This is a genomic window from Meridianimaribacter flavus, assembly GCF_004366715.1.
Taxonomy (GTDB): domain Bacteria; phylum Bacteroidota; class Bacteroidia; order Flavobacteriales; family Flavobacteriaceae; genus Gaetbulibacter_B; species Gaetbulibacter_B jejuensis.
Window position 1 is genome coordinate 314,595 of record NZ_SOQZ01000002.1, and the last position, 26,214, is coordinate 340,808.

General features: G+C 33.5%; 34 protein-coding genes. 6 read left to right on the forward strand and 28 right to left on the reverse strand.

The window, feature by feature from the left end; translation table 11 throughout:
- Positions 1-58 precede the first annotated feature (58 nt).
- Positions 59-973: a sterol desaturase family protein gene (locus tag A8975_RS06220; RefSeq protein WP_134199125.1), complete on the forward strand. Its 915-nt coding sequence runs from the start codon at positions 59-61 to the stop codon at positions 971-973.
- A 66-nt stretch (positions 974-1,039) separates the two neighbouring features.
- Positions 1,040-1,888: a universal stress protein gene (locus A8975_RS06225; protein WP_131506927.1), complete on the forward strand. Its 849-nt coding sequence runs from the start codon at positions 1,040-1,042 to the stop codon at positions 1,886-1,888.
- 189 nt (positions 1,889-2,077) lie between these two features.
- On the opposite strand, the gene A8975_RS06230 is transcribed toward A8975_RS06225, so the two are convergent.
- The 5 genes from A8975_RS06230 to A8975_RS06250 form a co-directional block, all read right to left on the reverse strand.
- Positions 2,078-3,091 carry a restriction endonuclease gene (locus A8975_RS06230; protein WP_134199127.1) on the reverse strand — a complete coding sequence of 338 codons (1,014 nt, stop codon included), beginning with the start codon at positions 3,089-3,091 and terminating at the stop codon, positions 2,078-2,080.
- A 148-nt stretch (positions 3,092-3,239) separates the two neighbouring features.
- Positions 3,240-3,917, reverse strand: a complete 678-nt coding sequence (locus tag A8975_RS06235; protein WP_134199129.1) for a metal-dependent hydrolase — start codon at positions 3,915-3,917, stop codon at positions 3,240-3,242.
- A 12-nt stretch (positions 3,918-3,929) separates the two neighbouring features.
- Positions 3,930-5,429 (reverse strand): hypothetical protein, encoded by a 1,500-nt coding sequence (locus A8975_RS06240; protein WP_134199131.1) that lies wholly within the window; start codon positions 5,427-5,429, stop codon positions 3,930-3,932.
- A 191-nt stretch (positions 5,430-5,620) separates the two neighbouring features.
- Complete coding sequence (gene menA / locus A8975_RS06245) at positions 5,621-6,523, reverse strand: 1,4-dihydroxy-2-naphthoate octaprenyltransferase (protein WP_134199133.1); 903 nt, start codon at positions 6,521-6,523, stop codon at positions 5,621-5,623.
- A 22-nt stretch (positions 6,524-6,545) separates the two neighbouring features.
- Positions 6,546-7,385, reverse strand: a complete 840-nt coding sequence (locus A8975_RS06250; protein ID WP_129760238.1) for a 1,4-dihydroxy-2-naphthoyl-CoA synthase — start codon at positions 7,383-7,385, stop codon at positions 6,546-6,548.
- Between the two features lie 105 nt (positions 7,386-7,490).
- Here A8975_RS06250 and A8975_RS06255 point away from each other — a divergent pair, with 105 nt between their 5' ends.
- Entirely contained in the window at positions 7,491-7,922 is a 432-nt protein-coding gene (locus A8975_RS06255) for a hypothetical protein (RefSeq protein ID WP_129760239.1), read from the forward strand.
- 254 nt (positions 7,923-8,176) lie between these two features.
- Complete coding sequence (locus A8975_RS06260) at positions 8,177-8,599, forward strand: hypothetical protein (protein WP_134199135.1); 423 nt, start codon at positions 8,177-8,179, stop codon at positions 8,597-8,599.
- On the opposite strand, the gene A8975_RS06265 is transcribed toward A8975_RS06260, so the two are convergent.
- The 6 genes from A8975_RS06265 to A8975_RS06290 form a co-directional block, all read right to left on the reverse strand.
- A complete protein-coding gene (locus tag A8975_RS06265) occupies positions 8,592-9,422 on the reverse strand; it encodes a S1 RNA-binding domain-containing protein (protein WP_129760241.1) in 831 nt (276 codons plus the stop codon). The genes A8975_RS06260 and A8975_RS06265 overlap by 8 nt on opposite strands.
- 85 nt (positions 9,423-9,507) lie before the next feature.
- Entirely contained in the window at positions 9,508-9,846 is a 339-nt protein-coding gene (locus A8975_RS06270) for a DUF2853 family protein (RefSeq protein WP_129760242.1), read from the reverse strand.
- Positions 9,847-9,937: 91 nt separating this feature from the next.
- Positions 9,938-11,701, reverse strand: a complete 1,764-nt coding sequence (menD, locus tag A8975_RS06275; RefSeq protein WP_134199137.1) for a 2-succinyl-5-enolpyruvyl-6-hydroxy-3-cyclohexene-1-carboxylate synthase — start codon at positions 11,699-11,701, stop codon at positions 9,938-9,940.
- A 61-nt stretch (positions 11,702-11,762) separates the two neighbouring features.
- Positions 11,763-12,590, reverse strand: coding sequence for a 4,5-DOPA dioxygenase extradiol (gene ygiD / locus A8975_RS06280; RefSeq protein ID WP_134199139.1), 828 nt, complete (start codon positions 12,588-12,590; stop codon positions 11,763-11,765).
- Complete coding sequence (locus tag A8975_RS06285) at positions 12,587-13,702, reverse strand: chorismate-binding protein (RefSeq protein ID WP_134199141.1); 1,116 nt, start codon at positions 13,700-13,702, stop codon at positions 12,587-12,589. Before A8975_RS06285 ends, ygiD begins: the two co-directional genes overlap by 4 nt.
- A complete protein-coding gene (locus tag A8975_RS06290; protein ID WP_129760246.1) occupies positions 13,702-14,127 on the reverse strand; it encodes a PaaI family thioesterase in 426 nt (141 codons plus the stop codon). Before A8975_RS06290 ends, A8975_RS06285 begins: the two co-directional genes overlap by 1 nt.
- A 53-nt stretch (positions 14,128-14,180) precedes the next feature.
- On the opposite strand from A8975_RS06290, the gene A8975_RS06295 reads away from it, so the two are divergent.
- Both A8975_RS06295 and A8975_RS06300 read left to right on the forward strand, forming a co-directional pair.
- Complete coding sequence (locus A8975_RS06295) at positions 14,181-14,816, forward strand: alpha/beta hydrolase (protein WP_134199143.1); 636 nt, start codon at positions 14,181-14,183, stop codon at positions 14,814-14,816.
- Positions 14,813-15,388 carry a GNAT family N-acetyltransferase gene (locus A8975_RS06300; RefSeq protein WP_134199145.1) on the forward strand — a complete coding sequence of 192 codons (576 nt, stop codon included), beginning with the start codon at positions 14,813-14,815 and terminating at the stop codon, positions 15,386-15,388. The genes A8975_RS06295 and A8975_RS06300 overlap by 4 nt, the downstream gene beginning before the upstream one ends.
- A 5-nt stretch (positions 15,389-15,393) precedes the next feature.
- Here the strand turns inward: A8975_RS06300 and A8975_RS06305 are convergent, their stop codons facing one another.
- The 17 genes from A8975_RS06305 to A8975_RS06380 form a co-directional block, all read right to left on the reverse strand.
- The gene (locus A8975_RS06305) at positions 15,394-15,870 is read right to left on the reverse strand and encodes a hypothetical protein (RefSeq protein WP_134199147.1); all 477 of its coding nucleotides are present in this window, start codon (positions 15,868-15,870) and stop codon (positions 15,394-15,396) included.
- A gap of 11 nt (positions 15,871-15,881) precedes the next feature.
- Positions 15,882-16,304: an META domain-containing protein gene (locus A8975_RS06310; protein WP_134199149.1), complete on the reverse strand. Its 423-nt coding sequence runs from the start codon at positions 16,302-16,304 to the stop codon at positions 15,882-15,884.
- A 77-nt stretch (positions 16,305-16,381) separates the two neighbouring features.
- Positions 16,382-16,702, reverse strand: a complete 321-nt coding sequence (locus A8975_RS06315; protein ID WP_134199151.1) for a YtxH domain-containing protein — start codon at positions 16,700-16,702, stop codon at positions 16,382-16,384.
- A 103-nt stretch (positions 16,703-16,805) separates the two neighbouring features.
- Positions 16,806-17,237 carry a hypothetical protein gene (locus tag A8975_RS06320; protein WP_208325360.1) on the reverse strand — a complete coding sequence of 144 codons (432 nt, stop codon included), beginning with the start codon at positions 17,235-17,237 and terminating at the stop codon, positions 16,806-16,808.
- A gap of 125 nt (positions 17,238-17,362) precedes the next feature.
- On the reverse strand, positions 17,363-17,926 hold the full coding sequence (locus A8975_RS06325) for a hypothetical protein (protein WP_134199152.1): 564 nt from the start codon (positions 17,924-17,926) through the stop codon (positions 17,363-17,365).
- A gap of 4 nt (positions 17,927-17,930) precedes the next feature.
- Positions 17,931-18,227 carry a hypothetical protein gene (locus A8975_RS06330; protein ID WP_134199154.1) on the reverse strand — a complete coding sequence of 99 codons (297 nt, stop codon included), beginning with the start codon at positions 18,225-18,227 and terminating at the stop codon, positions 17,931-17,933.
- A 182-nt stretch (positions 18,228-18,409) separates the two neighbouring features.
- The gene (locus A8975_RS06335; protein ID WP_134199156.1) at positions 18,410-18,712 is read right to left on the reverse strand and encodes a phosphoribosylpyrophosphate synthetase; all 303 of its coding nucleotides are present in this window, start codon (positions 18,710-18,712) and stop codon (positions 18,410-18,412) included.
- Positions 18,713-18,732: 20 nt separating this feature from the next.
- Positions 18,733-19,125 (reverse strand): OsmC family protein, encoded by a 393-nt coding sequence (locus A8975_RS06340; protein WP_134199158.1) that lies wholly within the window; start codon positions 19,123-19,125, stop codon positions 18,733-18,735.
- Positions 19,126-19,201: 76 nt separating this feature from the next.
- Positions 19,202-20,089, reverse strand: a complete 888-nt coding sequence (locus A8975_RS06345; RefSeq protein WP_134199160.1) for a pirin family protein — start codon at positions 20,087-20,089, stop codon at positions 19,202-19,204.
- A gap of 46 nt (positions 20,090-20,135) precedes the next feature.
- Positions 20,136-20,294 carry a hypothetical protein gene (locus tag A8975_RS14540; protein WP_166667445.1) on the reverse strand — a complete coding sequence of 53 codons (159 nt, stop codon included), beginning with the start codon at positions 20,292-20,294 and terminating at the stop codon, positions 20,136-20,138.
- Positions 20,295-20,367: 73 nt separating this feature from the next.
- Positions 20,368-20,823, reverse strand: a complete 456-nt coding sequence (locus A8975_RS06350; RefSeq protein ID WP_208325361.1) for a GNAT family N-acetyltransferase — start codon at positions 20,821-20,823, stop codon at positions 20,368-20,370.
- Positions 20,824-20,849: 26 nt separating this feature from the next.
- Positions 20,850-21,479 (reverse strand): YiiX/YebB-like N1pC/P60 family cysteine hydrolase, encoded by a 630-nt coding sequence (locus A8975_RS06355; protein ID WP_166667451.1) that lies wholly within the window; start codon positions 21,477-21,479, stop codon positions 20,850-20,852.
- 5 nt (positions 21,480-21,484) lie between these two features.
- Positions 21,485-22,429 (reverse strand): NAD(P)H-dependent flavin oxidoreductase, encoded by a 945-nt coding sequence (locus A8975_RS06360; RefSeq protein WP_134199164.1) that lies wholly within the window; start codon positions 22,427-22,429, stop codon positions 21,485-21,487.
- A 111-nt stretch (positions 22,430-22,540) separates the two neighbouring features.
- Positions 22,541-23,023 carry a hypothetical protein gene (locus A8975_RS06365; protein ID WP_129760256.1) on the reverse strand — a complete coding sequence of 161 codons (483 nt, stop codon included), beginning with the start codon at positions 23,021-23,023 and terminating at the stop codon, positions 22,541-22,543.
- A gap of 102 nt (positions 23,024-23,125) precedes the next feature.
- The gene (locus A8975_RS06370; RefSeq protein ID WP_134199166.1) at positions 23,126-23,602 is read right to left on the reverse strand and encodes an Hsp20/alpha crystallin family protein; all 477 of its coding nucleotides are present in this window, start codon (positions 23,600-23,602) and stop codon (positions 23,126-23,128) included.
- A 209-nt stretch (positions 23,603-23,811) separates the two neighbouring features.
- A complete protein-coding gene (locus A8975_RS06375) occupies positions 23,812-25,038 on the reverse strand; it encodes a class I SAM-dependent rRNA methyltransferase (protein ID WP_134199168.1) in 1,227 nt (408 codons plus the stop codon).
- Positions 25,039-25,162: 124 nt separating this feature from the next.
- Positions 25,163-26,158, reverse strand: coding sequence for an LLM class flavin-dependent oxidoreductase (locus A8975_RS06380; RefSeq protein ID WP_134199170.1), 996 nt, complete (start codon positions 26,156-26,158; stop codon positions 25,163-25,165).
- Positions 26,159-26,214 lie beyond the last annotated feature (56 nt).

The following is a 26,214-nucleotide window of genomic DNA, read 5'->3' on the forward strand; positions in this document are numbered from 1 at the left end:
ATCCTGATTTAGGATAATAAAAAAAGTATTAAATTTAGAAACACAAATATCTTACTTAATGCCTGAATTTCCAAATATCATCCACTTTGCCATTCCTTTTTTCATCTTATCAATGGCACTGGAATTATATGTTACCACACGCGAAAAATTTAAAGAAACTAAAGGTTACGAACCTAAAGATGCCTTTGCCTCTATTGCTATGGGTTTGGGCAATGTGTTTTTAGGCTTTTTTAGTAAAGCTATTGTGCTTGGAGCTTTTGTAGTAATTTATGAAAACTTTAGGCTCTTTACCATTCCTGTGGCTTGGTGGAGTTTTATTTTAATTTTCTTTGCTGATGATTTCTCTTACTACTGGTTTCATCGTATTTCGCATGAGTGTCGTTTGTTTTGGGCATCTCATGTGGTGCATCATTCGTCGCAACATTACAATTTAAGTACAGCATTAAGACAAACGTGGTCTGGTGGCTTTTACTCGTTTATTTTTTGGTTGTGGTTACCGCTTTTGGGCTTTCATCCTGCTATGATTTTATTGCAAATGTCTATTAGCTTATTGTACCAATTTTGGATTCATACCGAAGCTATCCATAAAATGCCAAAGTGGTTTGAAGCTGTTATGAACACACCTTCGCATCACAGAGTACATCATGGTAGTAACCCTATTTATTTAGATAGAAATCACGCAGGCATCCTTATTATTTGGGATAAGATGTTCGGCACATTTCAACCCGAACTTAGCGAGGAAAAAGTACGTTATGGTTTGGTAACTAATATTAACACATACAATCCTGTAAAGATTGCTTTTGTTGAATGGTACAATATGCTTAAAGATGCGTTTTCAGGAAAAAAATCGTTGAAAGACCGTTGGCATTATCTTACCAAGCCACCAGGTTGGAAACACGATGGTACAGGAAAACTTAGTGACGATTTAAGAGAAGAATGGTTAAAGTCTGGTAAAACAGATAAAAACTACTGATATTTATCATATACTGTTTGCCAAAAAACCTTTAATTTTATAGTGTAATTATTTCAAAGCAAAAAAATGAAGAATATACTATTACCTACCGATTTTTCTGACAATTCATGGAAAGCGATTTCATACGCTTTAGAGCTGCTTAAAGATGCTGAATGCACATTTTACTTAATGCATTCGTACGAGCCACAAGTTGCTGCTCCATCAACAGCAGTTACCTCTAAGCGTGCCAACTCTATAATTATGGAGTCTATGAAAAACGAAGCTATCTCTGAACTAAACCGCTTAAAAAAACAGATAGATGCCTTACCTAAAAACGAAAACCACACGTTTAAAACCTCTATAATTAACGACTATTTTACAAGTGCTGTAAAGGCAAAAGTAAAAGAACACAGTATTGATGCTGTAATTTTAGGAACCAAAGGTGCTAGTGGCTTAAAAGAAGTAACGTTGGGTAGCAACACTGCTGGTTTAATTGGTAAACTCACTTGCCCAATAATTGCAGTACCTTCTAACGTTGTATTTAATGACATTAACGAAATTGGTTTTGCTGTAGACTACTCTATAAATTCTTATACCAATGGTTTAAGCTTATTAAAAGCGCTAGCTGAACATTTTGAAGCACAAGTATCTGTGGTTCATATTTTAAAAGATAAAGCATTAACACCTGAAAAAGCATCTAGTAAAGAGAAACTTATTGCGTTTTTAAAACCAGTACCAACTCATTTTTATCAATTAACTGATGTCTCAGTAGCAAAAGGAACTCGTATTTTTAGTGAAAGCAGACAATTAGACATGATGTGTGTCATTGCTAAAAAACACAATTTCTTTGAAAAGCTATTTAATAAAAGCCAGAGTAAATCTATAAGTCACCATGCTAAAGTACCTCTCATTATTTTTAATGAAGCGTCGTTTTAAAACACAAAAAAAATCTACTAGTTGCTAGTAGATTTTTTTTTGACCTATATCTTAACGGTCTCGTATAATCGTCAGTTACGGATTAAAAGTTAATAATTATCGGTTAAGCACTGAAGTTAGCGATTCCGAGTGGATTCGGACGTAGTCGAATCCGCCGTAATTGTGGTTATACATTGTTGTGCAACGTTTTTAATAATCATTTTGAGTTTCTTTATTTTCTAATTCTTGAATAAATTCAAATGGTATACCTTGTTCATTCCAACGTTTTGTCGCATTTGATTGGACATATATTAAATCTTTATTTTTAGATTGATGGCTTTGTTTGTAGAGTATTGTTCTACAAGGTTCTATGGTTTCAATTGAGGATTCAGGATGCTTATAAATTCCAAGTTTAGTTGTTTGAAAAAAAACTCCATTCCGTGCATAAATCTTACTGTTTATTTCGCCTCTGTTTATGACTTTTTTTAAGTTAAAGCTTTTACAGAATACATTACTCTGTGGATGTAGAAAAGGAAAACTCTCTCGAACAATAAAAGGACCACCACGTTCACTTGAAAAGCTGATAATTACATCGAGGTCGTAAATTGTATAAGTTCCGTTATTGCGAATCATTGGTAAAATTGAACCTTCTGAATTTATTCCATAACTCATTGATGGATATGCATCTCCACCAGTATAGGAAGTATGTAAATCCTTTGTTGTTGCTTGATAACCACCACTTGACTTAAATTTTAAAAATGAAAGAGGAAAATGTGCTCTAAAAACATTTTCTAATAAAGGATTTGTAATTAATTCGTTTTGAATCATTCCTTTATCTAAATAATCTATAATTATTTTGTCTTTTAAACCTTTTAAAGTATCAGCAAATCCGGAGCTTGGTAAAGTAGAATAAAACCCAAAAAAACCATCTGCTTTATGCTTTTCAACTCTGTCGCGAATGTTTATTTCATCATTTACTCCAACTGATTTTCCAGAATGAGCAAAGTGTTTAGCACTTAAAATCCAAGTTCTCTGACTGCTTTTGCGAATACCTGAAAGCGTTTCGGATATTATCAAATCTTTTCCTCCGTCTTGACCTCTATCAGGATTTGAAACAATTGTAAACCCAATAGCTTCGACAAAATCTCGGGCAAATAATTCAAAGTGGTCTTGATTGCCATCTGAAGAATTTGCTGGATTAATTTCTGTAAAGTCTACTATCATTTATGTGGGGTTTTCAAATGTTGCACAACTTTAAAAAGATATGGATTGCTTTTACAACCAATACCTTTAGTCATGCATTTTTTCTTTCAATCAAATTACTGTAAAAAACTAAATTACAAATAATTAGTCATACTTTTTTTATTAACAGCTACAGCTCAATACTCTCACCTATTTCCAGCAGCATTAAGTCTTTGTTTTTGTCAAAAAACTTACGTTTGGCTTCTTCGTGGTCAATTTCAATATATCCAAAGGTATCAAAGTGGTAACCCAATACTTTATCGCATTGCACAAAATCGCTCGCTATAATGGCTTCCTCAATTCCCATGGTAAAATTATCACCTATTGGTAAAATGGCTAAGTCTAGTTTAGTACGCAATGGTATCAGTTTCATATCCATAGTTAAGGCTGTATCACCAGCTATGTAAATGTTTTTGTGTTCGCCTTCAATCACAAAACCTCCTGGTTGTCCACCATAGCTTCCATCAGGAAACGACGAGGTATGAATAGCGTTAACGTATTTTACCATACCAAATTCAAAATCCCACGAACCTCCATGATTCATTGGGTGTACTTCAAAGCCTTGGGCTTCATAATACGAGGTAATTTCAAAATTAGATACAATAACTGCATTGGTGTGTTTTGCAATGGCTTCGACATCTAAAATATGATCTTGATGCGCATGCGTAATCAAAATATAATCGGCTTTTAAACTGTTGATGTCTATATGTTTTGCCTTGTCATTGGCAGTAATAAAAGGGTCTACCAAAATATGTACGTCGTTAACTTCAATGCCTAAAGCGGCATGACCGTAAAATGTAATTTTCATAGGATTACTGTTTTATTTTAAAATCATAAATTGTTTTTTCTTTCTACCATCACTAGCCATAATAAAGGTGTTGTTTTCAAAGGTACCAAAGTATGGTGTGTAGTAGGTATTGCCTTTATTGTCTTGTATTTTGTCGTAAGACACTTTTCCATCAGCTGAATATACAAAATCAAATAACGCAGTAGATTCTAGGAAGCCTTTTGACACTTTGGTTCTACCATCATTCTTTTCGGTAAGTCGCTTACCAGAATTTAAAATAACGTGCAATTGGTCGTCTTTTAAAAAGGCATTGTACGAAGGTGCTGTTGCTTTTTTAAATATGCTTCGTCCCCAACTTAACTCACCTTTAGCATCAAATTTCATAATTAAAATATCGTCATAATGGTAGGTTGTTACCCAATAACCTCCTGTAGTTCCTGTTGACACATAGGTTTGTGTAATATAAAACTCTTCGGCTAAAATGTAAGTATTGCCATTGTTATCTTGCAATACATAATCTACATAAAAGTTAGAAATCTCTTTTCCTTTAGATTTTTTTCGGTCTGCTCTGTTTTCACCATACAAATCTTTATACACCTCAATTGGCAGCTCATAAGAACGTTTACGTTTTACAGCAAGCGCTTTGGTATCAATTACAAAATTGCAACCACCTTTAATCTTAAATACATTTTTTTCAGAATAAAACCCTAGCAAGTGCAATTCGTCTTGGATAATAGAAATATTAAGCGACTGGATGTGCTCATCTTCGCCTAAAGAAATTGTAATATCATTTGTACCAGACTGTGTGACTTTGTTAAGTACAAACTCATAATTAGCATCTCCTTTTCGTTTTAACGAACGTCCTTTAATAAACAATTTTCCTAGTCCATAAACTGTTGCGTTATCGTCAATAGATAAATCGTTGTGCTCATAAAAACGCTTTTCGTGTTCTTGGTACGCCTTTTCATAAAGCAGGCTTAAATTGTTAGCATTAAACACTCTAATGGTGTAAGAGTTGCTGTTCTTTTTAATATTATCGGTAGTTATGGCAAAATAGTTTCCGTTTGGTGAAATGGCAAAACTGGTTTGACGCTTGTTTTGTCCTGAAAACAACAACTGCTTCTTCTCTACTGTAGTTTCAAAAAGTTTGACCTTTTTATGAGTTTTAGCTGCAATGTCAAAAATATGGCAGTACACAATACGCTCAGTCTTTTTTGGCGCATAAACAGTAAAAAATTTAATCTCGTTGTCATAAAATAACTCACCTACAAACGTTTCTTTTTTATCGCTCTCTACAACCTCATTAAATACTTTTTTAAGATTAGCGTCAAAAATATCAAACAGAATATCTCTTTTACTATTACGCACTATACCTGTAAGTCCAGACTCTGTAGTATGAATTGAAAGGATATCGTTGGCTTTAACTTTGTCTTTGTATTCTTCACTTTCGGTAACGGTTAGTTTAGTAGTACTTTCTTGGGCTGTAGCAAAATGTAATGCCAAAAGCATTACAATTAGGGCGAGTTTTTTCATGTAAGTGTTTTATTGTTAATTTAAGGAAGAAAAGTACAAAAAAACTCAGACACATTGAAATACATATGTCTGAGTTTTAAAGCCCCAAATTTCATTGCCAACACTGTAGCAAAATATGCTGACCTACAAAATTTTCGAATTAAATATACAAATTAATTTATTGATTTACAAGTGTTTATGAAAATATTTTTTTATAAGATATACCCTACACCTAAAAGTACAGAAAATAAAAACGTGGTAAGTGCCAATACTTTTAACTGCGAATCGAAGTCTGATGCAGTTTTAGCTTTACTTATTTTTTTGGCATGAATTATCAACGGAATGTAAGCCACAAAAAACAAAAAGTTTAGTGGTGAGGTATAATACAAAATGGAAAACACCAGCGAAACCAATATAGCTCCAAAAATTAATGCTAAATGATACGTTTTAGAACGTTGCTTACCTAGTTTTACGGCAAGTGTAATCTTGTTTGATAATATATCAGAATCGATATCTCGCATATTGTTTAAATTGAGTACACCAACACTTAATAGCCCTAATGAAATTGAAGGTAAAACCACATTGTGGTCTATCTTATTAGCATATAAAAAGTAGCTACCCATTACACTTACAAGTCCAAAAAAGATAAACACAAAAACATCTCCTAATCCTCTATAACCATAGGCTTTTGAACCCATAGTGTAGTTGATTGCTGCATAAATACTAAGTCCTGCCAACACGATAAACAATAGAGAATACAATAGATTACCTTGCCCAAAAGACATGTAAATAAGCAAAAGTGATAATACAATAACTATAAGTATATTTACCTTAATGGCTTCCAACATTTGAGCTGGAGTAATACTTCCGCTTTGTATAGCACGTTCTGGTCCTTGTCGTTCATTGTTGTCGGTACCTTTAACACCATCGCCATAATCGTTAGCAAGATTTGATAAAATTTGTAACGCTACAGTAGTTAAAATAGCAAGTACAAAAATGGCTGTATTATAGTTTCCGCTATAAAACGCGAAACAGGTTCCAATAATAATTCCAGAAACAGATAAAGGAAGTGTTCTTAGTCGAAAAGCAGACAACCAAGGTTTAAGTTTACTCATTCAAATAATTTTTATGGCTAAATCAAGGAATCCACTTTTTATCAAAATTTGGCTTTCTTTTTTCTAAAAAGGCATCTCTACCTTCTTTAGCTTCATCAGTCATATAAGCCAAACGTGTTGCTTCACCAGCAAATACTTGCTGTCCTACCATACCATCATCGGTTAGGTTCATAGCAAATTTAAGCATTTTTATAGAGGTTGGTGATTTTGCCAATATCTCTTGAGCCCACTCATAGGCTGTATCTTCAAGCTCGTCGTGAGGAATTACAGCGTTTACCATTCCCATTTCAAAGGCTTCTTGTGCAGAGTAGTTTCTTCCTAAGAAAAAGATTTCACGTGCTTTCTTTTGACCTACCATTTTAGCTAAATAAGCCGATCCATAACCACCATCAAAACTGGTAACATCAGCATCAGTTTGTTTAAAAATAGCGTGCTCTTTACTAGCAAGCGTTAAATCGCAAACTACGTGTAAACTATGTCCTCCACCAACTGCCCAACCAGGAACAACAGCTATAACCGCTTTTGGCATAAAACGAATTAAACGTTGTACTTCAAGAATATTAAGTCTGTGGTAACCATCTTCACCAACATACCCTTGATGTCCTCTAGCTTTTTGGTCTCCTCCACTACAAAAACTCCAAATTCCATCTTTGCTTGAAGGTCCTTCGGCAGAAAGTAACACTACACCAATACTTGTATCTTCATTAGCATCGTAAAATGCATCGTAAAGTTCGCTTGTTGTTTTTGGTCTAAAAGCGTTTCTAATATCAGGTCTGTTAAAGGCTATCCTAGCAACTCCATTACACTTTTTGTAGGTAATATCTGTATACTCTTTGGCTGTTTGCCAATCAATTTTACTCATAAGAATTGTTTTCAGCGTAAAAATACATATTTACATCTAATTTAAATTCATTTTTTTGGTCGGACTTTGACGCGTAACTAATTTTGCACAAAAGACGATTGATAAATGAAGGTTTTAGATTCTCCTATAGCAAATCAGGTCGAGGCTACGTATTGCCTTGAGGTTGGCGATTTTCATTTTTTCAAAAATCTTGTAGTTGCAGAATTTAAACAAGGTGCTTATGTTTCTTTTGAAGATTATAAAGAAGCTTATGAGCTATGTCTTGATATTTTTAATAATACGCCTTTTGGCTTTATCTCTAACAGAGTTAATTCTTATTCTATAAACCTAGTTGATGCACAAGAGCATCGAAAAAAACTTAAACTGTTGCACGCTTATGCTATAGTTACTTATAGCCATAATTCAAAACGAATGCTTATAGTGGAAGACCACTATTTCAATTTAAAAAGAAAAAGGTTTAACGCGTTCATTGATGCTTTTAATTGGGTGAACAAAAAAGTAGTTTTAGCTACTCAAAGCGTTAAAGAAAATCATTAAAACAAGCTTTATTTGACGTTTTGTATCACTTGTAAACAAACGCAATCGTTTTCGCTACAAACAACACACAAACAATTATTAATCAACTGTTTGCAAACCAATTAAGCTCAAAAGCAAAACTTTAAAAACTTCTCACTAAAACACATTAACTGTTATAAAATTAACACTAAAAACGTTAAAGTGCAATGGATTACATTTAAGACCTCTTGTTACACAGTATCTTTGCCGCTGATTTTTTAAAAACAGCCTATTTAATGCGATTAACAGAGTCCCAATTAAAATCTAAAATCCTAAAAACCTACAACTTAAAAAATGGTATCGCTCATTTTTTTGAAAACTTTGTTGTTATTGAAACAAGTGAAGGTGTTTTTAGTGATTTTGAAAATTCTAAAGACTTAATTTCGCTTATCGATTTACATTTTGGTACTCAAAAGCCTTTTGGCATTATCTCAAACAGAGTAAATTCTTACTCCATAAATATTTTAGATTCTGAAAAATTTAAACAGAGATTTCCAAACGCTATAGCCAAAGCTGTTGTCGCTTATTCTAATCGTACTACAGATATTTCTAAACTAGAAAGCTACTTTTGTCATATAAAAAGAAAAGACTTTACTTGCCTACTAGAAAGTGAAAAATGGATGAGAAAAGAGTTAAATAACTCTAATGTGACTATTTAAGATAAATTCCGTCTTCCTTAATTTCAATACGTTTTTGCTTGTATAATGTACCAATTGCTTTTTTAAAGCTCTTTTTACTCATTTGAAGCTGGTCTTTAATGGTGTCTGGATCAGACTTGTCATTAAGATTTAAATAACCTGAGTTATCTTCAAGTTCTTTTAAAATGAGTTCAGCATTTGGTTCGATACTTCTGTAACCTATTTGTTCTAAAACAATATCTAACTTGTTGTTATGACGTATTTTTTTCACATAACCTTTAAGTTGGTCTCCTATGCTAATATCTTTAAAAATGTCTTCGTTAAAAATAAGTCCTGAATGCTTTTTATTGACAATTACATTCATTCCTATTTCAGAAGGATGGGATACAATGATATCAACTTCTTCAAACTGTGATACAGTCAATTCTTTATTATCTAAAAACCTGTTGGTTTTACTTGAAGCTACAAGACGTTCAGTTTCTTCATCTAAATAGCAATACACCAAATACCAACCACCTGTTCTCATTTTAAACGCTTGTTCTTTAAATGGACAAAACAGTTCTTTTACCATTCCCCAATCTAAAAAAGCACCAAACTTAGTAACCTGATTACATCTTAATACTGCGAAATCGCCTTTTTTAATGTAGGGTTTGTCAGTAACCGCAACAAGACGTTCTTCGTTATCAAGATAAACAAATACTTCTAGTTTGTCTTCAATTTCAAAAGACTCAGGTACGTAACGATTAGGCAATAAAACTTCATTACCTTCATCATCTCCTAAGAACAATCCTGGATCGGTTTCTCTAAGGATTTCTAATGTATTGTATTCTCCTATATTTATCATGCTGCAAAGGTAATGATATTAGTTTATGGATATAAAAAAAGCGCTACAAGTTTGTAACGCTTATATATTGTTTTAAAACAGACTTTTAGTAAGCCGATTCTTTCTTAAAATGCTTAGTCAATAAATAATATACAACAGCTCTGTATTTATTTCTGTTAGACTGACCATATTGCTCCATTACTTTAGCAATACCTTTATCTAAATCTGGACTGTCTTTTAATCCTAATTTCTTGATTAAGAAGTTGTTTTTTACAGTAGCCAACTCTGACTCATCAGAACCTGATACAGTAGATGCATCAGCATTATATATTGATGGTCCACAACCAATAGTTACTTTTGTTAATAAGTCCATATCTGGTGTTACACCAACTTTGTCTTTTAAATCAGCTGCATATTTTGCAATTAGTTCGTCTCTTTTGCTCATTTTGTAAAATTTTAGTTTTTAAAAAATTAATCGTTATTAAATATAGCTATTTTTTAGACACCTAAAAAGTCAAAAAGTCACTTTTTAACGATTACTTAATGTAACTGAAGTAGTTAAGCAATATTTCGTCGTTTACTGTTGAAGGTGTAAACACCTCAAGCAACATTGGTTGTTTTGATGCATTAAAGAAGGTTGATAACTGCTCGTTCAACTGCGTTTCATCATGAGCTGTTTTATAATCTAAACCATGCATTTCGCACAACTGCTTTGCTGTAAGGTTGTGTTTGGTTTCAAAATACTGATCAAAGTTTTCGGTGTTTTTATGTCCTGGAAGAATACGGAAAATACCTCCTCCTCCATTGTTAATAACAATAATCCTGAAATCTTTAGGAATATAGTTATTCCACAAGGCATTGTTATCATATAAAAAACTCAAATCACCAGTAACAAAGGTTGTTTGGTTTTTATTGGCAACTGCAAAACCTATAGCTGTACTTGTACTTCCATCAATACCACTTGTTCCTCTGTTGCAAAATACCTGCAAAGATTTGCTAATATTAAACAATTGCGAATATCTAATGGCTGAACTATTACCTATTTGTAATGCTGTTTGTTTTGGTAATGCTTTAAAAACAGCATCAAAAACTTTAAAATCACTAAAAGGGATTTCTGCTAAATACGATTTATGTAAATCGTTTCGTTTTTGTTTTACTGCTTTCCAAACTGACTTGTAGTTACTCTTTTTAAAGTGTGTTATTTTGGGAAGAAACTCAGAGAAAAACTCATTAGGTGTGGTCTCAATATGCTTTTCTAAACAAAAAAAGGTATCATTTGCTTTTTTACTGTCAATATGCCAATGCTGTTTGGGTTTGTAGTTTCTTAAAAAAGCTTTTACTTTTTTAGACACTACCATACCTCCAAAAGTTAACAAAATATCAGGTTGCAACTCAGTAAACTCAGCATCAGTAAGTGGTGCAATTATTTTATCGATACTTGGAAAAAACTCCTTATGATGCAAATTAGATGTGGTTTCAGTAAACACAATAACACTATTGTCGTTTGCCAATTCATCTAACCATTTTTGCTCTATCTCGTTTGGAGGATTAACACCTACCAAAATCATTTTTTTAGAAGCATCACTCCAATCTTCTAAACACAGCTTTAAATCGACACTATCAACTTTTTTGGGTGAAGCATCAACTGTAATTACTTTTGGATTAACTGACAATTCCTTAACCGTTTCATACAAAGGTTCATCAAACGGAACATTGATATGCACAGGTCCTAATTTGTGAATTGCAGTATTTAGTGCAAGATTTATTTCTTCTTCGTTTTCTTCTTGTAGAGCTTGCTTAATTCCTAAAAAGCGTTCTAATTTATTTTCAATACTCTTTATTATAGCAGGCTCGTCATCATCTCCACTTGTTTTTGGCAAGTTTTTAATGTCGAGCTTTAAATTGGCTGAATATAAAATATGATTTTTATAAACATCTTTTTGATTGATGGTTTGTCCATCTCCAATACCAACTAGGTGTTTAGGTCTATCTGCCGAAATCACCACTAACGGAACATCGCTATAAAATGCTTCAGCAACAGCTGGATAATAGTTTAATAACGCACTTCCTGAAGTACACACTAACGCAGTAGGATGCTGAGTATTTTGAGCGATTCCTAAAGCAAAAAAAGCAGCACTACGTTCATCTACAATGCTATAGCAAGTAAAAAATGGATCGTGAGTAAAACCTATAGTTAAAGGTGCATTTCTGCTACCTGGAGACAATACAATATGCTTAATATTTTTAGCTTTACAAAGCTGAATAACTGTTTGTGCTAGCGGAATTTTTGGGTATGACATACAATTCTATAAAATAGTCTTACAAAATTACTTAATATGCACGACTTAACGAATTTTAATACTACCCTATTTTTACCGAAGTCATCGTTAGTGAACCTGCAACAGGTGTATCATTAAAAAATTGTGTATCATCTTTAGACGTTTGAAGTCCTAAAGTATACAATAAAGGATAGTAATGATCTGGAGTTGGTATGGCTTTAACAATGTCGTTATGCAATGATTTATAATTGATTAAATCCTTATGATTACCATCTGTTATTTTGGTTTTGAAAAGCTCATTAATCTCTAAAGCCCAATCAAACCCATAAGTCTGCTCAACCTTATCCCAAGCAATCATTTTTAAGTTGTGTACCATATTACCACTACCAACAATAAGCACTCCTTTTTTTCTTAACTCTAACAACTGTTTGGCTAAATTATAATGATATTCAGGTGGTTTAAAATAGTCTATACTCATTTGCACAACAGGAATGTTAGCTTTTGGATACATATGACTGATAACACTCCAAGCACCATGATCGAGTCCCCATTCATCATCTAATCCTACATGAGTTGATGTGATATGATGCGTAATTTCTTCAGCTAACGTAGGTAATCCCTTTGCAGGATATTGAACATCAAAAAGCTCTTGAGGGAAACCTCCAAAATCATGAATGGTTTTTGGTGCTTCCATATTAGTAACAAACGTACCGTTTGTTAACCAATGTGCTGAAATGCATAAAATAGCAATAGGTGTTTCCAAAGTTTCGCCTAGTGAATTCCACTGCTGTGTGAATACATTATTTTGAATAGCATTCATAGGCGAACCATGTCCTACAAATAACACAGGTTGTACTGTGTCTTTGTAAGGTAACTTACTTTGCCATTCGTGTAAATGAGATGCTGTCATATCAATATTGCTCGTTTCATCACTTTGGCTTTAGCAACCGTTTCTAACCATTCAGCTTCAGGATTGGAGTCTTTTGTAATACCTCCTCCTACAAAAACAGTAGCAGTATCATCTACAATTTCCATACAACGTAAATTCACGTACAAATTTGTGGTTGTTTTTACTGTTGCATATGCGTTGTTTTCAACATTTCGTCGATTGCGATTTCTGGTTTTACTGTCTTGTAAATTAAGTGTTCCTAAAAACCCTGAGTAAAAGGTTCTTTGATAGTTTTCGTGTTTTAAAATAAAGGTCTTAGCTGCCTCTTTAGGCAAACCACATACAGCTGGTGTTGGATGCAAGATTTCTATCACATGCTGTAAATCGTCCTTAAGTAAACCTGTTATTTTTGTTTTAAGGTGCAATAAATTTCCTGCTTTTACTGTATTGACTTCACCAATGCTTATACTTTTTACAGTTTTAGACAGTCCGTCAACAATAAAATCAGTTACTATTTGCTGCTCTTGTTGTTCCTTTTGTCCCCAAACCACATCCATATTCCCTTTATATTCTTGGGTTCCTGCCAATGCCATTGTTGAAAATCTATTATTCTCTACTGATAACAATGTTTCAGGTGTCGCACCTATCCACAACCCAACTTTTGGGTGGTACCATAGGTACACAAACGCAGTAGGATAATTTTTCAAAACATCTTCAAACAATTGAAATATGGTTTTAGACTTTATATTTACAGTCTCTTTTCTAGACAATACAACCTTTTCAAATTCTCCAGAAACAATGGCCTCAACACCTTGCTTTATAAGTTGAATATGTTGTTGCTTTTCATCTTCTTGCTCTTCAACAGAAACCTCAACCTCAACTTTGGTATTAGTAGATTTATAATCACTAATAATATGTTTTGAAGCTGCTTGCGGAATTAAAACTGTTTTAGCTTCAGAATTAAAAGGTGCAAAAACAAAACCTCTTTCTGAGAAATTTTCAACAGAAAACAAGATATCATTTAACTGCAAATAAGCGTTTAGCCTTGACTGGTTTGGTGATCGGTAAACCACAAAAGGCAATTGATTGCTATATTGCTGAGATAATCGCGCTATTAAAGACTGAAACTCCATTATTTCTTTTTAGGCAAACTAATAGTAGACAATCTACAAATAGAGACTAAGTTATCGTTATCATCAGTAACACGAATGTCTAACAACTGTGTTGTTCTTCCTTTATGTAAAAAAGTAGCTTTAGCGTACACATGACCTTCGGTTACACTTTTTACATGGTTAGCAGTAATCTCAATACCACGTACAAAAACCTCTTCTAAGTTTGAGAATATATTTGAAGCAAAACTACCAACACTTTCAGCCAAAGCAGCTGTTGCTCCACCATGCAATACTCCATCTGGTTGGTACACTCTAGAGTTTACAGGCATTTTTGCAACTAGAAAATCATCTCCATAATCAATCATTTCAATTTGTAAGGTTTCCATTAAGGTATTCTTACTAATTGCGTTTGCTTGTTTTAATATCTCTTCTTTAGTTAATGGCATAAATACTGTATTTTTAATGTCGCTAACAAAAATACAAAAACCAAGAACAAAATATGACTCAAGTTGAAAAGGAAATAAGCTATACTACTACAAACTCATACTCTACTTTAAACACGTTAACCAAAAGCACTAAAACTGTATGGTTTGTGTGTCATGGTATGGGTTATTTAAGTCGGTATTTTCTAAACTATTTTAAGCAATTTGATGCTAATGAAAACTATTTTATTGCACCACAAGCACAAAGTAAATACTATATTCCGCCAAAATCTAAATATGTTGGTGCAAGTTGGCTTACCAAAGAAAACACTGTGAAAGAAACCGAAAATGTCATGCGCTATTTTGATGCTATTTTTGAAGCCGAAAATATACCCAACAACCTCAATTTTGTTGTGCTAGGTTACTCGCAAGGTGTTAGTGTAGCAATGCGCTATCTTGCAAAACGCAAACTACAATGCTCTCATTTATATATTCATTCTGGTGGAATCCCTAAAGAGCTAACTCCTGAAGATTTTAGTTATTTAAACACCAAAGTCTCTCTAATTTATGGTACTGAAGACGAATATTTAAACGAAGAACGTATTGCCTCTGAAACACAACGTGCAAAGTCCCTTTTTGGAGATACTGTAAACATTCATCCTTTTGAAGGCAAACATGTAGTGAATGTAGATTTAATAAAAAGATTAGCATGAATATTCCTCCAATAGAAAACGATCGTGTTAGCTTAACCTTACTCGGTTTAAGCAATTATAAAAAGTTGCAAGACATTGCTAACGAAAAAGACTTAATTGCCTATTCGCCTAGCGATATTTCTTCTCCCGAAAAGCTAAAAAGCTACGTGCAAACTGCTGTTGATGGCTTTTACCATAAAACCATTATTCCGTTTATTATCTACGATAAACAGAAACAGAAATTTACTGGTAGCACACGTTTTGGTCACATTAACTGGGACAATAAAACACTGCATATTGGTTGGACTTGGATAGGACGCGAGTTTCAAGGTAGCGGACTCAATACCAACATGAAGTTTTTAATGCTGCAATATGCCTTTGAAACTTTAGCGTTTGAAAAAGTAGAATTCAGGATAGATGAGCGCAACATACGTTCTAGGAAAGCTGTGGAAAAACTTGGTGCTACACTTGAAGGCATTCTTAGGCGTGATGTGGTTTTAAAAGATGGTTTTCGACGTAATACCTGCTGCTATGGTATTTTAAAAGACGAATGGCCAACTATAAAGCAGACCATTTTTAAAGAGTTTAATTAAAGTTGTTACTCACACGTAGTTCTTACCATTGGCATTGTAGACGTGTATTTAATAGTTGTTCTGTCTTGAAACGCTGTTCCTGAGTCGTTTAATTCTCCATAGCCTTCAATTAAAACAGAATCATTAACCTTAAATGCAACTTCGCGTTTACTTTCTACACCTTCTGAAGTAAATGTATATGTTCCTATGAGTTTATCATCGTTTAGAGTTCCTTGGAACACACCTTGGTTTGCATCTTTTTCAGCATAGGTATAACTTAAAGTTCCTGTAATACTGTCTTCTAGAATATTAGTGATTTTAAACCTTACCTTGTTATTGTCTTTACTATACTCAAAGCAACTCAATTCCACCAAAGCGGTTAGTGTTTCTTCGTTTGCAATAACCTCTTTAACATCGTGTATTACCTCTTTTGTAGTGTCTTTATTGTCTTTACAGCTACTTAAGCTTAGTATAGCACATACTATTAAAACGATTTGTTTCATTGCTTAATAGGTTAAGGTGTTACGCTTTTAAATCGCATCATTGTGACATCGTCTATCAACAAATGCAGTTTACCTTCCTCATCAATTGTATAGGTATTTACTTTTTTAATGGTGTTTTTAAAATGGTTTTCACCTTCGCCACAATACATCATTATTGCTGGTCCTGGTTCGCCAAAAGAAATGCTATTACCATCAATAGTAACACTAGCCGAATACCCATTACAACCACTATTACCAGTGACTTTTTGGTCTTCTTTATTAAATGTTATTTGTGGTTTCTTATCAGGAAAAAGACCTTCAAAAGCGATTCGTGGACCAGATAAATGCTCCAGTTCCCATTGTGTGTTATACAACGCATCTTCGCTTGAAGATTTTGAAGAATTACAAGCTGTCACTAATACTAACAGCAGTAGTACAAAAGATAGTTTTTTCATGTTTTAGATGTGTTTTTATTAATCTTGAAGTTACACTTTTTTTGGTAAACAGTAGTCACCAAAACATTAAAAAACGATTAACTGGTTTGCTGTAAGGTTTTATTTTTTTCTTTAAGCACAGCCAATTTTTTTTCTAAAAAAGTAATGGCTTTTTCGGTTTTATAACTGGCTTTTGATGCAAAATCCTTTGCCTCTGCTTTAAACTTCTCTTTACCAGATTGTGCAGCTTTAGACACATCGTCTTTTACTTCGGTAAAGTCGTTTACTATTTGGTCTTTTATATCCTTACCTTCTTTTTTAAGCTTATCTCTGGTTACTTTGCCTTTTTCTGGAGCTAGCAACACACCTACTCCTGCTCCTATAAGTACGCCTAGTACTATTGCACCTTTATGTATCATAACTATATTTTTTTAAGGTTAAACGTGTTTACTTATAAGTAGTAAACTATTGTATTTTGTTACAAACAAGCTGTGTGCCAAATTGATAGGCAGGAATGGTTTTTTAAAATATCTTCCATGGGTTGAATCCAGCCGCTTCAATTGCAGGTGCTAGAGTGTCTGCCATAAATTCTTTCTCTTCTGTGTCAAGTTCGTCCCAAGGCAATTCGTCAACGAGATTAGAAATCTGTTTCAATTTTGTTTCAGATGTTTCATTTGAATTGTCAATTTTGACAAGTCTATCGAGAAAGTTATTAGTTGCTTTTCTGAGTATAGTAATAACTTGCTGGTCTGAAGAGTTAAGTCCACGAGCTTCCCAATTTTCAGAATTCTCATAAATGTCTGAATTTTTAATCTCGTTTACCGTTTTCAAAAGTTTATCGTTATTCATATTTTTTTCAGTGTTTCTATTGATTGATTCATTCTCCACTCGCTGACCATTACAAGTAGTCAGGATGTTCGAGAGAAGAATAACGAAAATTATTAATTTTGTCATTTTCAGTTAATTGTCTTTTAATTTAAAAAAAGTTTAGCCGAAATGAGTTGTAATTCAAGGTGAGGGTTTTCAGAAGTAGGCGAGAACAAGCAATTACTTATAGACATTGTTGCCAGTAGTTTTTTTTATAAATACTTTATGTTATTCATTAAGTCACGATACTTAAGCATTCGTTCGCTATCAAATTCTACAATTCCATTTTTGCTGATAATTTCGGATTTATCCATTTCATCTTGGATTTCTAAAATTTGCTGTTGAATATTCAAAGTTTGAGCAGTCGAAACGTATGGTAAGTTTTTCGGTTTATTTTCACGAAAATAATCTTGACAAAAAAAGAAAGCTGTATTTAAATCTTTTACATTTTCTTTATTAATCCAAGATTTTTTAGCCAAATGAATTAACCAATCCCAAACTAAATGTCCATTATAATCTCTGGTTTCCCAAAATCTACTACATTCAATTATATAATCGTGTCCTCCTTTTCCAACTAATGCATCGGATTCAACTTGCCAAATTCCAAACTTTATTATTGCAATACTTGCATAAAATTCCTCATAGTCAAATCGATTGTTCTTTTTTGTATAGTTTACTGCTTTATAAAAATCTGAATGGTCTTCGGTAAAATTATTTGGTATTTCTCCATTTTGCCAAAGGTCATATAAGTGATTTTTCGCTTCTTGTTCTGTCATATTTTTAAAGTTTTACGTCCAGTTTTTCATCTAATAAATTTTCCAGTTCTGTTCTAAAAAACATATTATTTGTTCTGATTTTAGCTCTATCACATACAGCGTCTACAGCTAAATCACTTTCCAAAAAGGGTTGTATTGATAATTCAGCATTTAAAGTTCTCAAGTATGATTTAGTAAAAGCTTCAAATTCTTTTCCATTTGTCGGACGAATTATTAATTCCTCAATTGTTCCACCTCTATATTTTTGTCCAAGTAAATGCTCGTTTTTATTTTTTAATTCGGTTGCTTCTTTAAAATTCATATCGTATGATTTTTATTTGTTATGCTGTTGCGCAAATTACTTACAACTTTAAAAGGATATGGATAGTTTTAATTATCTATATCTACCGTTAAGCGAAGTTAATTTTTTATCATCTTAAAACCAACGCCTTAAGGTTTTTACTTGTAAACAGTTATCAACAAAAATGCTATAAAAAAACAGCTTTAATCCATCTTAAGCTTTTGTAGCATTTCGTTGGTAATAGGTTCGGTATAAATACCATAACCGTTTACCAATTGCCCTTTTAAACCATACTTTTCTGATGAAATGGCATACAGTATACTATTATCTCCTGGATCGCTCATGCCTTCAAAACGGAAGTACTCGTCTATTTCAAACTCATTATGAAATACTGTAAACTCACCATTTCCACACTCAATACAGTTTTGCTTAAGGTTAAAGTCTTCAACATAACCTTCTTCGCGTAGTGCGTTCATAGCTTGACTTAAGGTTTCAAAATCTCTCATAATTTTATGTTTTACTTGTGTTATTTTAACGCAGACTCAACAACAACCTCACCTGTAATCATTTTTTCAATAGGACATTTTGAACCCATTTGTAAGAGTTTTTGGCGTTGTTCATCATCAAGGTTACCAATGAGTTCAATCTCCTTTTTAAAGGTTACCGTTTGTGTAGTTATATTGCGTTTAAAACCAACATTAACAATTACTTGTTGTAAATCCCATTCCTTTCTATTGGCATACATCCTGATAGTCATAGCAGAACATGCAGCTAATGACGATTCTAACAACTCTGTTGGTGTTAAGCCTAAATTTTGTCCGCCAACCGATTCTGGCTCATCGGCAGTTATAATATGATTTTTAGCTTGAATTTCGGTTTTATAAAGTTGTGTGCCAATGGCAGCTGATACGGTTTTCATTATTGTTTATTGGTATTATTAATGTAATTCAACTTATATTTCATCTTCGATTTCAACTTTGCTTTGAATGAAAATATCATCCTCCAAAACGTTTTGGTTCTGGTAAAGGAATACGAACGGTTTCGGTTGGTACACTAGGGAATTTGTTGTCCTTCCAATCTTGTTTGGCTTTTTCAATAAGCGCTTTGTCTGAAGCCACAAAATTCCACTCAATAAAACGTTCTTCTGGAAAGGCGTCACCTCCAAAAATATACACGGTTGAATTGGCTTCAATTTCAAAAGCACAAAGTGTCGCGTCTTTAGCTACTAAAAGTTGTTTAGGTCCGTAAGTATGACCATCGCTAGTAATGCTACCTTCTAGAATATAAAGCGAGCTTTCACCAAATAAATGTTCGCCAATGGAAACGGTTTTGATTTCGGTTGTTTTAATTTCAATAAAATACAACGGACTATACACAGGCACAGGCGACTGCTTACCAAAGGCCTTACCTGCTATAAGCTTAAATTGCACATCGTTTTCTGTCCAACTAGGAATGTCGTTTGCAGAAACGTGTGTAAACGATGGTTCGCATTGCTCATCGGCTTTTGGTAAAGCCACCCAAATTTGTAGTCCATGAAGCATTTTTTTAGAATCTCGTAAACGGTCTGGTGTACGCTCGGTATGTACAACGCCTTTTCCTGCGGTCATCCAGTTTACAGCACCAGGAGTAATTTCCATAGCTGTTCCTAAACTATCGCGATGCATTACAGCACCTTCAAACAAAAAGGTTAAGGTAGATAAACCAATATGCGGATGCATAGCAATATCCATATTATCTTGGTCGCTCATACAAGCTGGACCCATGTGGTCAATAAAAATGAATGGTCCTACCATTCGTTTTTGACGAAAGGGTAACAATCTACCAACAATAAAATTGCCTATGTTAGCTGCGCGTTCTTCAATTACTAATTTGGTATTAGACATAATTTATGTTGTGTTTAAAGTTTATCATAACCCTTAAATTTTGGGTTTACATTTGTGTGTGGTTTCTAACTTCAAAAGGTGCAGGAATGTCTTCTTTTGCTAATGACACAGCTAATCCTAGCACAGCAAATATGCCTCCACCAACCATTCCGCCTATTCCAATTGATATAGCATCTTTTAAGCTTATTTTTTGGGAATCGGTCATGATATTTTACTTTTTTGGATGATTAGCCTAATATAGTTTTTTTATACCTAATACGTATAATAAAATTTTCTCATCAAAGAATCTTCTTCTCAAAACACACGCTATTTTCTACTCCTTCGTATTGACCGTAATTAGAAATGATGTTATAACCGTTGCGTTTGTAGAGTGCAATGGCCTCTGGTTGTTTAATTCCTGTTTCTAGCTTGCAAGAGGTATAATCCAATGTTTTGGTCCATTGTTCTAGGGCTTTTAAAATTGTAGTAGCAATCCCTTTACCGCGTTGTTCAGGAAATACAAACATTCGTTTTACTTCCATTGAGGTATCATCTAAAGGTTTTATGGCGCCACAACCTACTGCATGATTACCATGATAAGCTACAATGCAATGCTTTAAGGCTTCAATACCATTAAACTGATTGTAAAACTCGTGGTCGTCGCCATCACGAATTTTTAAATCGGCATCTAAATGACTGACTAATGTTATAAAGTCTGAATGTGAAGCGTCTGTATGCTTTAGAGTGATTTCCATACTTTAAAGCTACAAAACTTTTATTATTAATTGGTTGTTAAACTTTTTACAAACTCTAAATGTTTACTGTTTGCCATCCCATTAGGATTACAACCTAGTTTTCCTTCAGGAATTTCAATACCTAATTCTTCATAATGCTTAATCCAACCTTCGTGAAATACTTTGTTTTCAGGGTTTTTAAAAGTCATAGGCTCTAGCTCAAAAATAGTATCTTCTTTAAACACTTCGTAGATATATTCTGAACAATAGAGTCCGTCGTCTTCTAAAATATATGTGGTGTTATAAGGTTGACCCAAAAATGTTTTGGCACGATTGAGCGCATTTTCAACCTGATTTGAAGTTATGTTTTTAATTCTGTAAAAATCAGCAACATATTTTACAGTATCAGTTGCTTTCATAAAGGCTTCAAGAGGTTCGTGAACAACACCTTTACCTAAATCGGAATGATAGATGTAAACTGTACCCTCTACCACATCACAAACACCAATGTGGCTATAGTTTGTTGCTTTTTGAGTTTGTGTTACATTATTAATTGCTTCAGAGAGCGAACTGCTTGTTGCGCTTCTAAAAACAATATCTCCTGATTGTATTTTGTTTGAATCACTACACGCAAAAACAAAACTTAAAATGAGAACTAGAAAGCTTAACCGTTTCAATACTTCTAAATTAATTTACTTACAATGTCTTTAACAGGTAAAATAGCGTTGGTATGTTCTATACTTGGTCCTGCAACCCAAACCGTTTTATAAGTGGCCTGTTGTGCTGCTTTTTCAGTGGCTTTCATACCAATATAAAAACGGACCATTTTCACCCATTTTTTAAGCTTTCGGTTTTTGTTAAGAATACGTTCTAACCAAGGTGATTTGGTGCCTATTTTTTTTACATAAGGTGTATTAATTACTGTACAAGGTGTTCCTGAAATACGTTCGGTCATAACAATATCATCAGCACCATAATCTACACAAGCTTGTTTGTACTCATTAGTAACTCCTGCTTCTTCTGAAGCAATAAACGGACTACCTACTGAAACACCAGCTGCTCCATAAGCTAACATAGTATCAACATCAGCTTTAGTTCCTACTCCACCTGCTGAAATAACAGGAATAGATAAATTATCGTTTAACGTTTTTATAAGTGTTTGTGGGTCTATATTACCACGATGTCCACCAGCTTGATTATTTACAGCCACAACAGCATCAGCGCCTAAACTTTCCACTTTTTGACCGAATTTTAAATCGGTTATATCACAAAAAACTTTAATTCCTACAGCATGTGCTTGATTGATGGTTTCTTCAGGACTTCCTAATGAGGTTAAAATAAAATCGCAACCTTCTTCGCACAATACACGCAGTTGGTCTTTAGCTTTCGGATTAGATTTATTAACTATCAAATTAAACCCAAACGAACCGCCTTCTACTTTTGCTGCTTTTAATTCTTTAATTGCAGCACGTAACTCCTCTAAAGTTCTGTAGTTTAATGCTGGAATGCAACCTGCAATACCGCATTTCATGGCTTCTTTAACCATTGCTACATTAGACACCAAAAACATTGGCGCCATAATAATAGGGTGTTTTATATCTAATAACTCGGTTAGCTTTGTACTCATTGTTTGTATATTTTGTCTAACAAATATACTACATTTTTATTATGCATGCATAATATTTTAAGTGAATTATAAAGCAAGCAAAAGAAAAAAAACACCCTATTGGTTAAGTTCTTATTTTTCTGGACTGATAATCTGTGGATAGTAATTTTTAAGAAATTCTTTTTGTCTAGCTATCATCTGTTCCCTTAACTTATCTAACTCCATTAAATCCATTCCAAAGTTACTATCAAAAAAAGTATCGTTGAAAAAGCGTTGGTTAAAAAGTGAATCTTGAGAAAAAATAGCACCAAAATTATCATCATTAAATTTTGAAAAGCTAGAATGAAATTTTGATTTAAAAGATTCTATTATACTATCTCTGTCTAAAGAAGACAAATTATTTAAATGGCTACTAGAAGACCATGAATAAATGCTATCATACTTAATTAAGTTTCCGTGTTCATCAAACTCTTTATCTACCTTCCAGCTGCCTTTTGGTTTATCATTATTAACATGCTCTTTTAAGTTGCTTAACTCTTTTTTCTCCTCTGAATTTTGTCCATTACAACTTACACACCATGAAAATAACACGAGTAAAAACATATACTTCTTCATAACTAAAAGCCTTAAAAAGTTAAACAAAACTGTATTAAATTCAAGAAGAGATTGTCTATGAACCTCTTCTTGAATATAGTATTAAAACTCTAGAAAAAACACTTAAGATATTTTAATAGTCCTAGCCGGTTTTTGTTTGGCTTCTTCTTTTTTAGGTAAAAGAATATTTAAAATACCTTCTGTGTAGCTTGCTTGGATTTTATCCTCATCTACTGTTTCAGGTAATGTGAAGGTGCGTTTAAATGATGAGTAACCAAACTCTCTACGCGTGTAATTCGCTTCTTTTTGTTCATTTTCTTGCTTTACTTCAGTAGATATTGATAAAACTTGATTGTCTAAATCTATTTGGAAATCTGATTTTTTAAGTCCAGGAACAGCCATTTCAACATAATAAGCGTCTGCTGTTTCTCTAATATTTACCTTTGGTAAGGTAATTCCTGTATTAAAGTTGGAAGTGAAAACCGAAGGTAATTCTCTATTAAATAAATCATCTAACCAATTAGACCATGTTGGGAAGTTTAAATTTGAATTTGTAGTTGCTAAACTTCCATTTTTTGGAACAGTTACTAAATTGCTCATAATTAAAAAATTTAAGTTAAACATTATTTCAAATTTGAAATCTAATCTGATTTCATGATGCTATATTTCAAAAAAAATACCAAAATGAATATTTGTCATTTATTTTAACATTTCATTTGCTAAACCAACTGATTTAAAAAACTTTACACACAAAAATATTGTCAATTTGACATTTTAAACATGCTGATAATTAGTTAGTCTATAATGAACTACCCAAGCTTATAGTAACCACATTTTAAGTAAGCACCTTCTGGAAATCCAATTGGATGGTCGCTATCGTGTTGTGTTTTTAACTGTAATTGAAATGGTCTGCCAGTTTGTTTTAAAGCTTGCGAATTAATATCAAAAAAGGCTTGATATTGCACTCTTGACGAACACGAAGCCAATACTAACATACCCTTTTTAGCTGTTAACTGTTCTCCTAAAGCAGCTAATTGCGCATACTTTTTCTTGGCTAATGCTATTTCAGATGCTTGTTTGGCAAAACTTGGAGGATCTATAACTACTACATCGAAGGTTTTACCTACATTAATCAGTTTTTGCATTTCGTCAAAAGCATCGCCTGCAATGGTTTTATGAATCCCTGAATAGGTGTTTAGCTTTCCGTTTTCAATAGCAATTTCTAGGGCTTGCTCACTAATATCTAAACTTGTCACTTCTGTAGCACCATTAGCCAAAGCATGCACCGAAAATCCGCCAGCATACGAAAACACGTCTAACACTGTTTTACCTTGACTTAACTCTCCTACGCGTTTTCGATTTTCGCGATGATCTAAAAAATAACCCGTTTTATGACCTTTGATAACGTTTGCCGAAAAATTTACGCCATGTTCAACAAACTTAATGACTTCTTTTTCTAACGTTCCAAAAACTACATCGCCATCTTTTAGTTGGTGCGCTTTTGAATTTTGTAATCCACGACTTAACCTAATGACAACCGTTTTGGCTTGTGCTGTTTCTTGAAGCATTGGTAATAGGGTTGCTAAATAGGGTAACCAAATTTCAGAATATAGTTTTACGACCAAAACAGATGCATACACATCAGCAATCAAACCTGGGAAACCGTCATTTTCTCCAAATAATAAACGGTAGCTATTGGTTGTGGTTTGTAATAAATCTAATCGTTTTTCAAAAGCTGTATCAATCTTTTGCTTAAAAAACGCTGTATTAATTTCAGCTTTTTCCATGCCACTATGTAGCATTTTAATACGAATTGGTGATGACGCATCGTACAAGCCTAAACCTATAACTTTATTTTTATTCTTATTGAAAACAATTGCCAAATCACCTGATTTTGCATCGTCATTTATCTTAACAATACTGTTAGAAAACACCCAAGGATGCGCGTTTAAAACAAACTGCTCGCCTTTTGCTGTGAGTTTTACAGCTAATCGTTTAGGTTGATACGTTGATTGAATTTTTGGTGAAAATGGCATGTATAATTTTTATATAAAAGTAAGTGTTTGAAAATAAAAAAAACAATCAAGCAAATGATTGTTTTTTACATAATATGTGTTGAGTTTCGTAAAATTTCCTAGATAAACCCAGAAAATGAAATCCTTATAACTCCTGCATGATTTCAGAAAAAATACGATATGACGCAACCCTATCTTGATGGTCGTAAATATGCGAAACAGCAATTAACTCATCTACTTTGGTATCTTCTAAAAATTGCTTTGTTCTAGATTTTACTGTAGCCTTATCTCCTATAAAGCTATAATGTGTCATTTGCTGTACTTTAGGATGGTTAATAACATCTCGCATTTCTGGCGTTATAACACTTGGAGCTTTTACATAATCGATATTTCCTGTAAGTACACCCAAAATCATTTGATACATTGATGACGATAACGTATCTGCCATCTCATTAGTTTCGGCTGCAATTACACCAATTCCTGCCATAGTATAGGGTGTTTTTAAATATGCAGAAGGCTTAAAGTTTTGACGATAAATGTTTAGAGCTTCTTTTAACTGTGCTGGTGCAAAGTGACTAGCAAACACATAAGGCAGTCCTTTTTTTGCAGCAACATAAGCACTATCTGTACTAGAACCCAATATATATAACGGCACATGTACACCTTCCGAAACATATGAACGAACTTTACCTCTGTAAGAACTTGTGAAAAAATTCTGAATTCGACTCACTTCATCAGGAAATTGATATACAGCTGTCATTCTATCAGACCTGATAGCTTGAGCTGTTTCCTGATCGGTTCCTGGAGCACGACCTAAACCCAAATCAATTCGATTAGGATATAAGTTACCTAAAGTACCAAACTGTTCTGCAACAATTAGTGGCGAATGATTAGGCAACATAATACCACCAGAACCTACACGTATTTTTTCTGTACCTCCTGCAATGTGACCAATTAACACTGAAGTTGCTGAACTTGCAATACTTTTCATATTATGATGTTCGGCAAGCCAAAAACGATGATATCCCATTTTTTCAGCTTGTTGTGCTAAATCTAAACTGTTAGCAAAAGTATCTTGAATGGTTGTATTTTCTGCTACAGTGGCCAATTCTAATATAGAATAAGGAATTTGTGTTTTCATATTTTTTTTGGGATAAAAAAGCGCAACCATGACTGATTGCGCTTTTTCAAATGTTA

Excerpts from the sequence above, each read along its gene's own strand:
- A8975_RS06220 (WP_134199125.1), top strand. The coding sequence starts at position 59 with ATGCCTGAATTTCCAAATATCATCCACTTTGCCATTCCTTTTTTCATC.
- A8975_RS06225 (WP_131506927.1), top strand. The coding sequence starts at position 1,040 with ATGAAGAATATACTATTACCTACCGATTTTTCTGACAATTCATGGAAA.
- A8975_RS06230 (WP_134199127.1), bottom strand. The coding sequence starts at position 3,091 with ATGATAGTAGACTTTACAGAAATTAATCCAGCAAATTCTTCAGATGGC.
- A8975_RS06235 (WP_134199129.1), bottom strand. The coding sequence starts at position 3,917 with ATGAAAATTACATTTTACGGTCATGCCGCTTTAGGCATTGAAGTTAAC.
- A8975_RS06240 (WP_134199131.1), bottom strand. The coding sequence starts at position 5,429 with ATGAAAAAACTCGCCCTAATTGTAATGCTTTTGGCATTACATTTTGCT.
- menA (WP_134199133.1), bottom strand. The coding sequence starts at position 6,523 with ATGAGTAAACTTAAACCTTGGTTGTCTGCTTTTCGACTAAGAACACTT.
- A8975_RS06250 (WP_129760238.1), bottom strand. The coding sequence starts at position 7,385 with ATGAGTAAAATTGATTGGCAAACAGCCAAAGAGTATACAGATATTACC.
- A8975_RS06255 (WP_129760239.1), top strand. The coding sequence starts at position 7,491 with ATGAAGGTTTTAGATTCTCCTATAGCAAATCAGGTCGAGGCTACGTAT.
- A8975_RS06260 (WP_134199135.1), top strand. The coding sequence starts at position 8,177 with ATGCGATTAACAGAGTCCCAATTAAAATCTAAAATCCTAAAAACCTAC.
- A8975_RS06265 (WP_129760241.1), bottom strand. The coding sequence starts at position 9,422 with ATGATAAATATAGGAGAATACAATACATTAGAAATCCTTAGAGAAACC.
- A8975_RS06270 (WP_129760242.1), bottom strand. The coding sequence starts at position 9,846 with ATGAGCAAAAGAGACGAACTAATTGCAAAATATGCAGCTGATTTAAAA.
- menD (WP_134199137.1), bottom strand. The coding sequence starts at position 11,701 with ATGTCATACCCAAAAATTCCGCTAGCACAAACAGTTATTCAGCTTTGT.
- ygiD (WP_134199139.1), bottom strand. The coding sequence starts at position 12,590 with ATGACAGCATCTCATTTACACGAATGGCAAAGTAAGTTACCTTACAAA.
- A8975_RS06285 (WP_134199141.1), bottom strand. The coding sequence starts at position 13,702 with ATGGAGTTTCAGTCTTTAATAGCGCGATTATCTCAGCAATATAGCAAT.
- A8975_RS06290 (WP_129760246.1), bottom strand. The coding sequence starts at position 14,127 with ATGCCATTAACTAAAGAAGAGATATTAAAACAAGCAAACGCAATTAGT.
- A8975_RS06295 (WP_134199143.1), top strand. The coding sequence starts at position 14,181 with ATGACTCAAGTTGAAAAGGAAATAAGCTATACTACTACAAACTCATAC.
- A8975_RS06300 (WP_134199145.1), top strand. The coding sequence starts at position 14,813 with ATGAATATTCCTCCAATAGAAAACGATCGTGTTAGCTTAACCTTACTC.
- A8975_RS06305 (WP_134199147.1), bottom strand. The coding sequence starts at position 15,870 with ATGAAACAAATCGTTTTAATAGTATGTGCTATACTAAGCTTAAGTAGC.
- A8975_RS06310 (WP_134199149.1), bottom strand. The coding sequence starts at position 16,304 with ATGAAAAAACTATCTTTTGTACTACTGCTGTTAGTATTAGTGACAGCT.
- A8975_RS06315 (WP_134199151.1), bottom strand. The coding sequence starts at position 16,702 with ATGATACATAAAGGTGCAATAGTACTAGGCGTACTTATAGGAGCAGGA.
- A8975_RS06320 (WP_208325360.1), bottom strand. The coding sequence starts at position 17,237 with ATGACAAAATTAATAATTTTCGTTATTCTTCTCTCGAACATCCTGACT.
- A8975_RS06325 (WP_134199152.1), bottom strand. The coding sequence starts at position 17,926 with ATGACAGAACAAGAAGCGAAAAATCACTTATATGACCTTTGGCAAAAT.
- A8975_RS06330 (WP_134199154.1), bottom strand. The coding sequence starts at position 18,227 with ATGAATTTTAAAGAAGCAACCGAATTAAAAAATAAAAACGAGCATTTA.
- A8975_RS06335 (WP_134199156.1), bottom strand. The coding sequence starts at position 18,712 with ATGAGAGATTTTGAAACCTTAAGTCAAGCTATGAACGCACTACGCGAA.
- A8975_RS06340 (WP_134199158.1), bottom strand. The coding sequence starts at position 19,125 with ATGAAAACCGTATCAGCTGCCATTGGCACACAACTTTATAAAACCGAA.
- A8975_RS06345 (WP_134199160.1), bottom strand. The coding sequence starts at position 20,089 with ATGTCTAATACCAAATTAGTAATTGAAGAACGCGCAGCTAACATAGGC.
- A8975_RS14540 (WP_166667445.1), bottom strand. The coding sequence starts at position 20,294 with ATGACCGATTCCCAAAAAATAAGCTTAAAAGATGCTATATCAATTGGA.
- A8975_RS06350 (WP_208325361.1), bottom strand. The coding sequence starts at position 20,823 with ATGGAAATCACTCTAAAGCATACAGACGCTTCACATTCAGACTTTATA.
- A8975_RS06360 (WP_134199164.1), bottom strand. The coding sequence starts at position 22,429 with ATGAGTACAAAGCTAACCGAGTTATTAGATATAAAACACCCTATTATT.
- A8975_RS06365 (WP_129760256.1), bottom strand. The coding sequence starts at position 23,023 with ATGAAGAAGTATATGTTTTTACTCGTGTTATTTTCATGGTGTGTAAGT.
- A8975_RS06370 (WP_134199166.1), bottom strand. The coding sequence starts at position 23,602 with ATGAGCAATTTAGTAACTGTTCCAAAAAATGGAAGTTTAGCAACTACA.
- A8975_RS06375 (WP_134199168.1), bottom strand. The coding sequence starts at position 25,038 with ATGCCATTTTCACCAAAAATTCAATCAACGTATCAACCTAAACGATTA.
- A8975_RS06380 (WP_134199170.1), bottom strand. The coding sequence starts at position 26,158 with ATGAAAACACAAATTCCTTATTCTATATTAGAATTGGCCACTGTAGCA.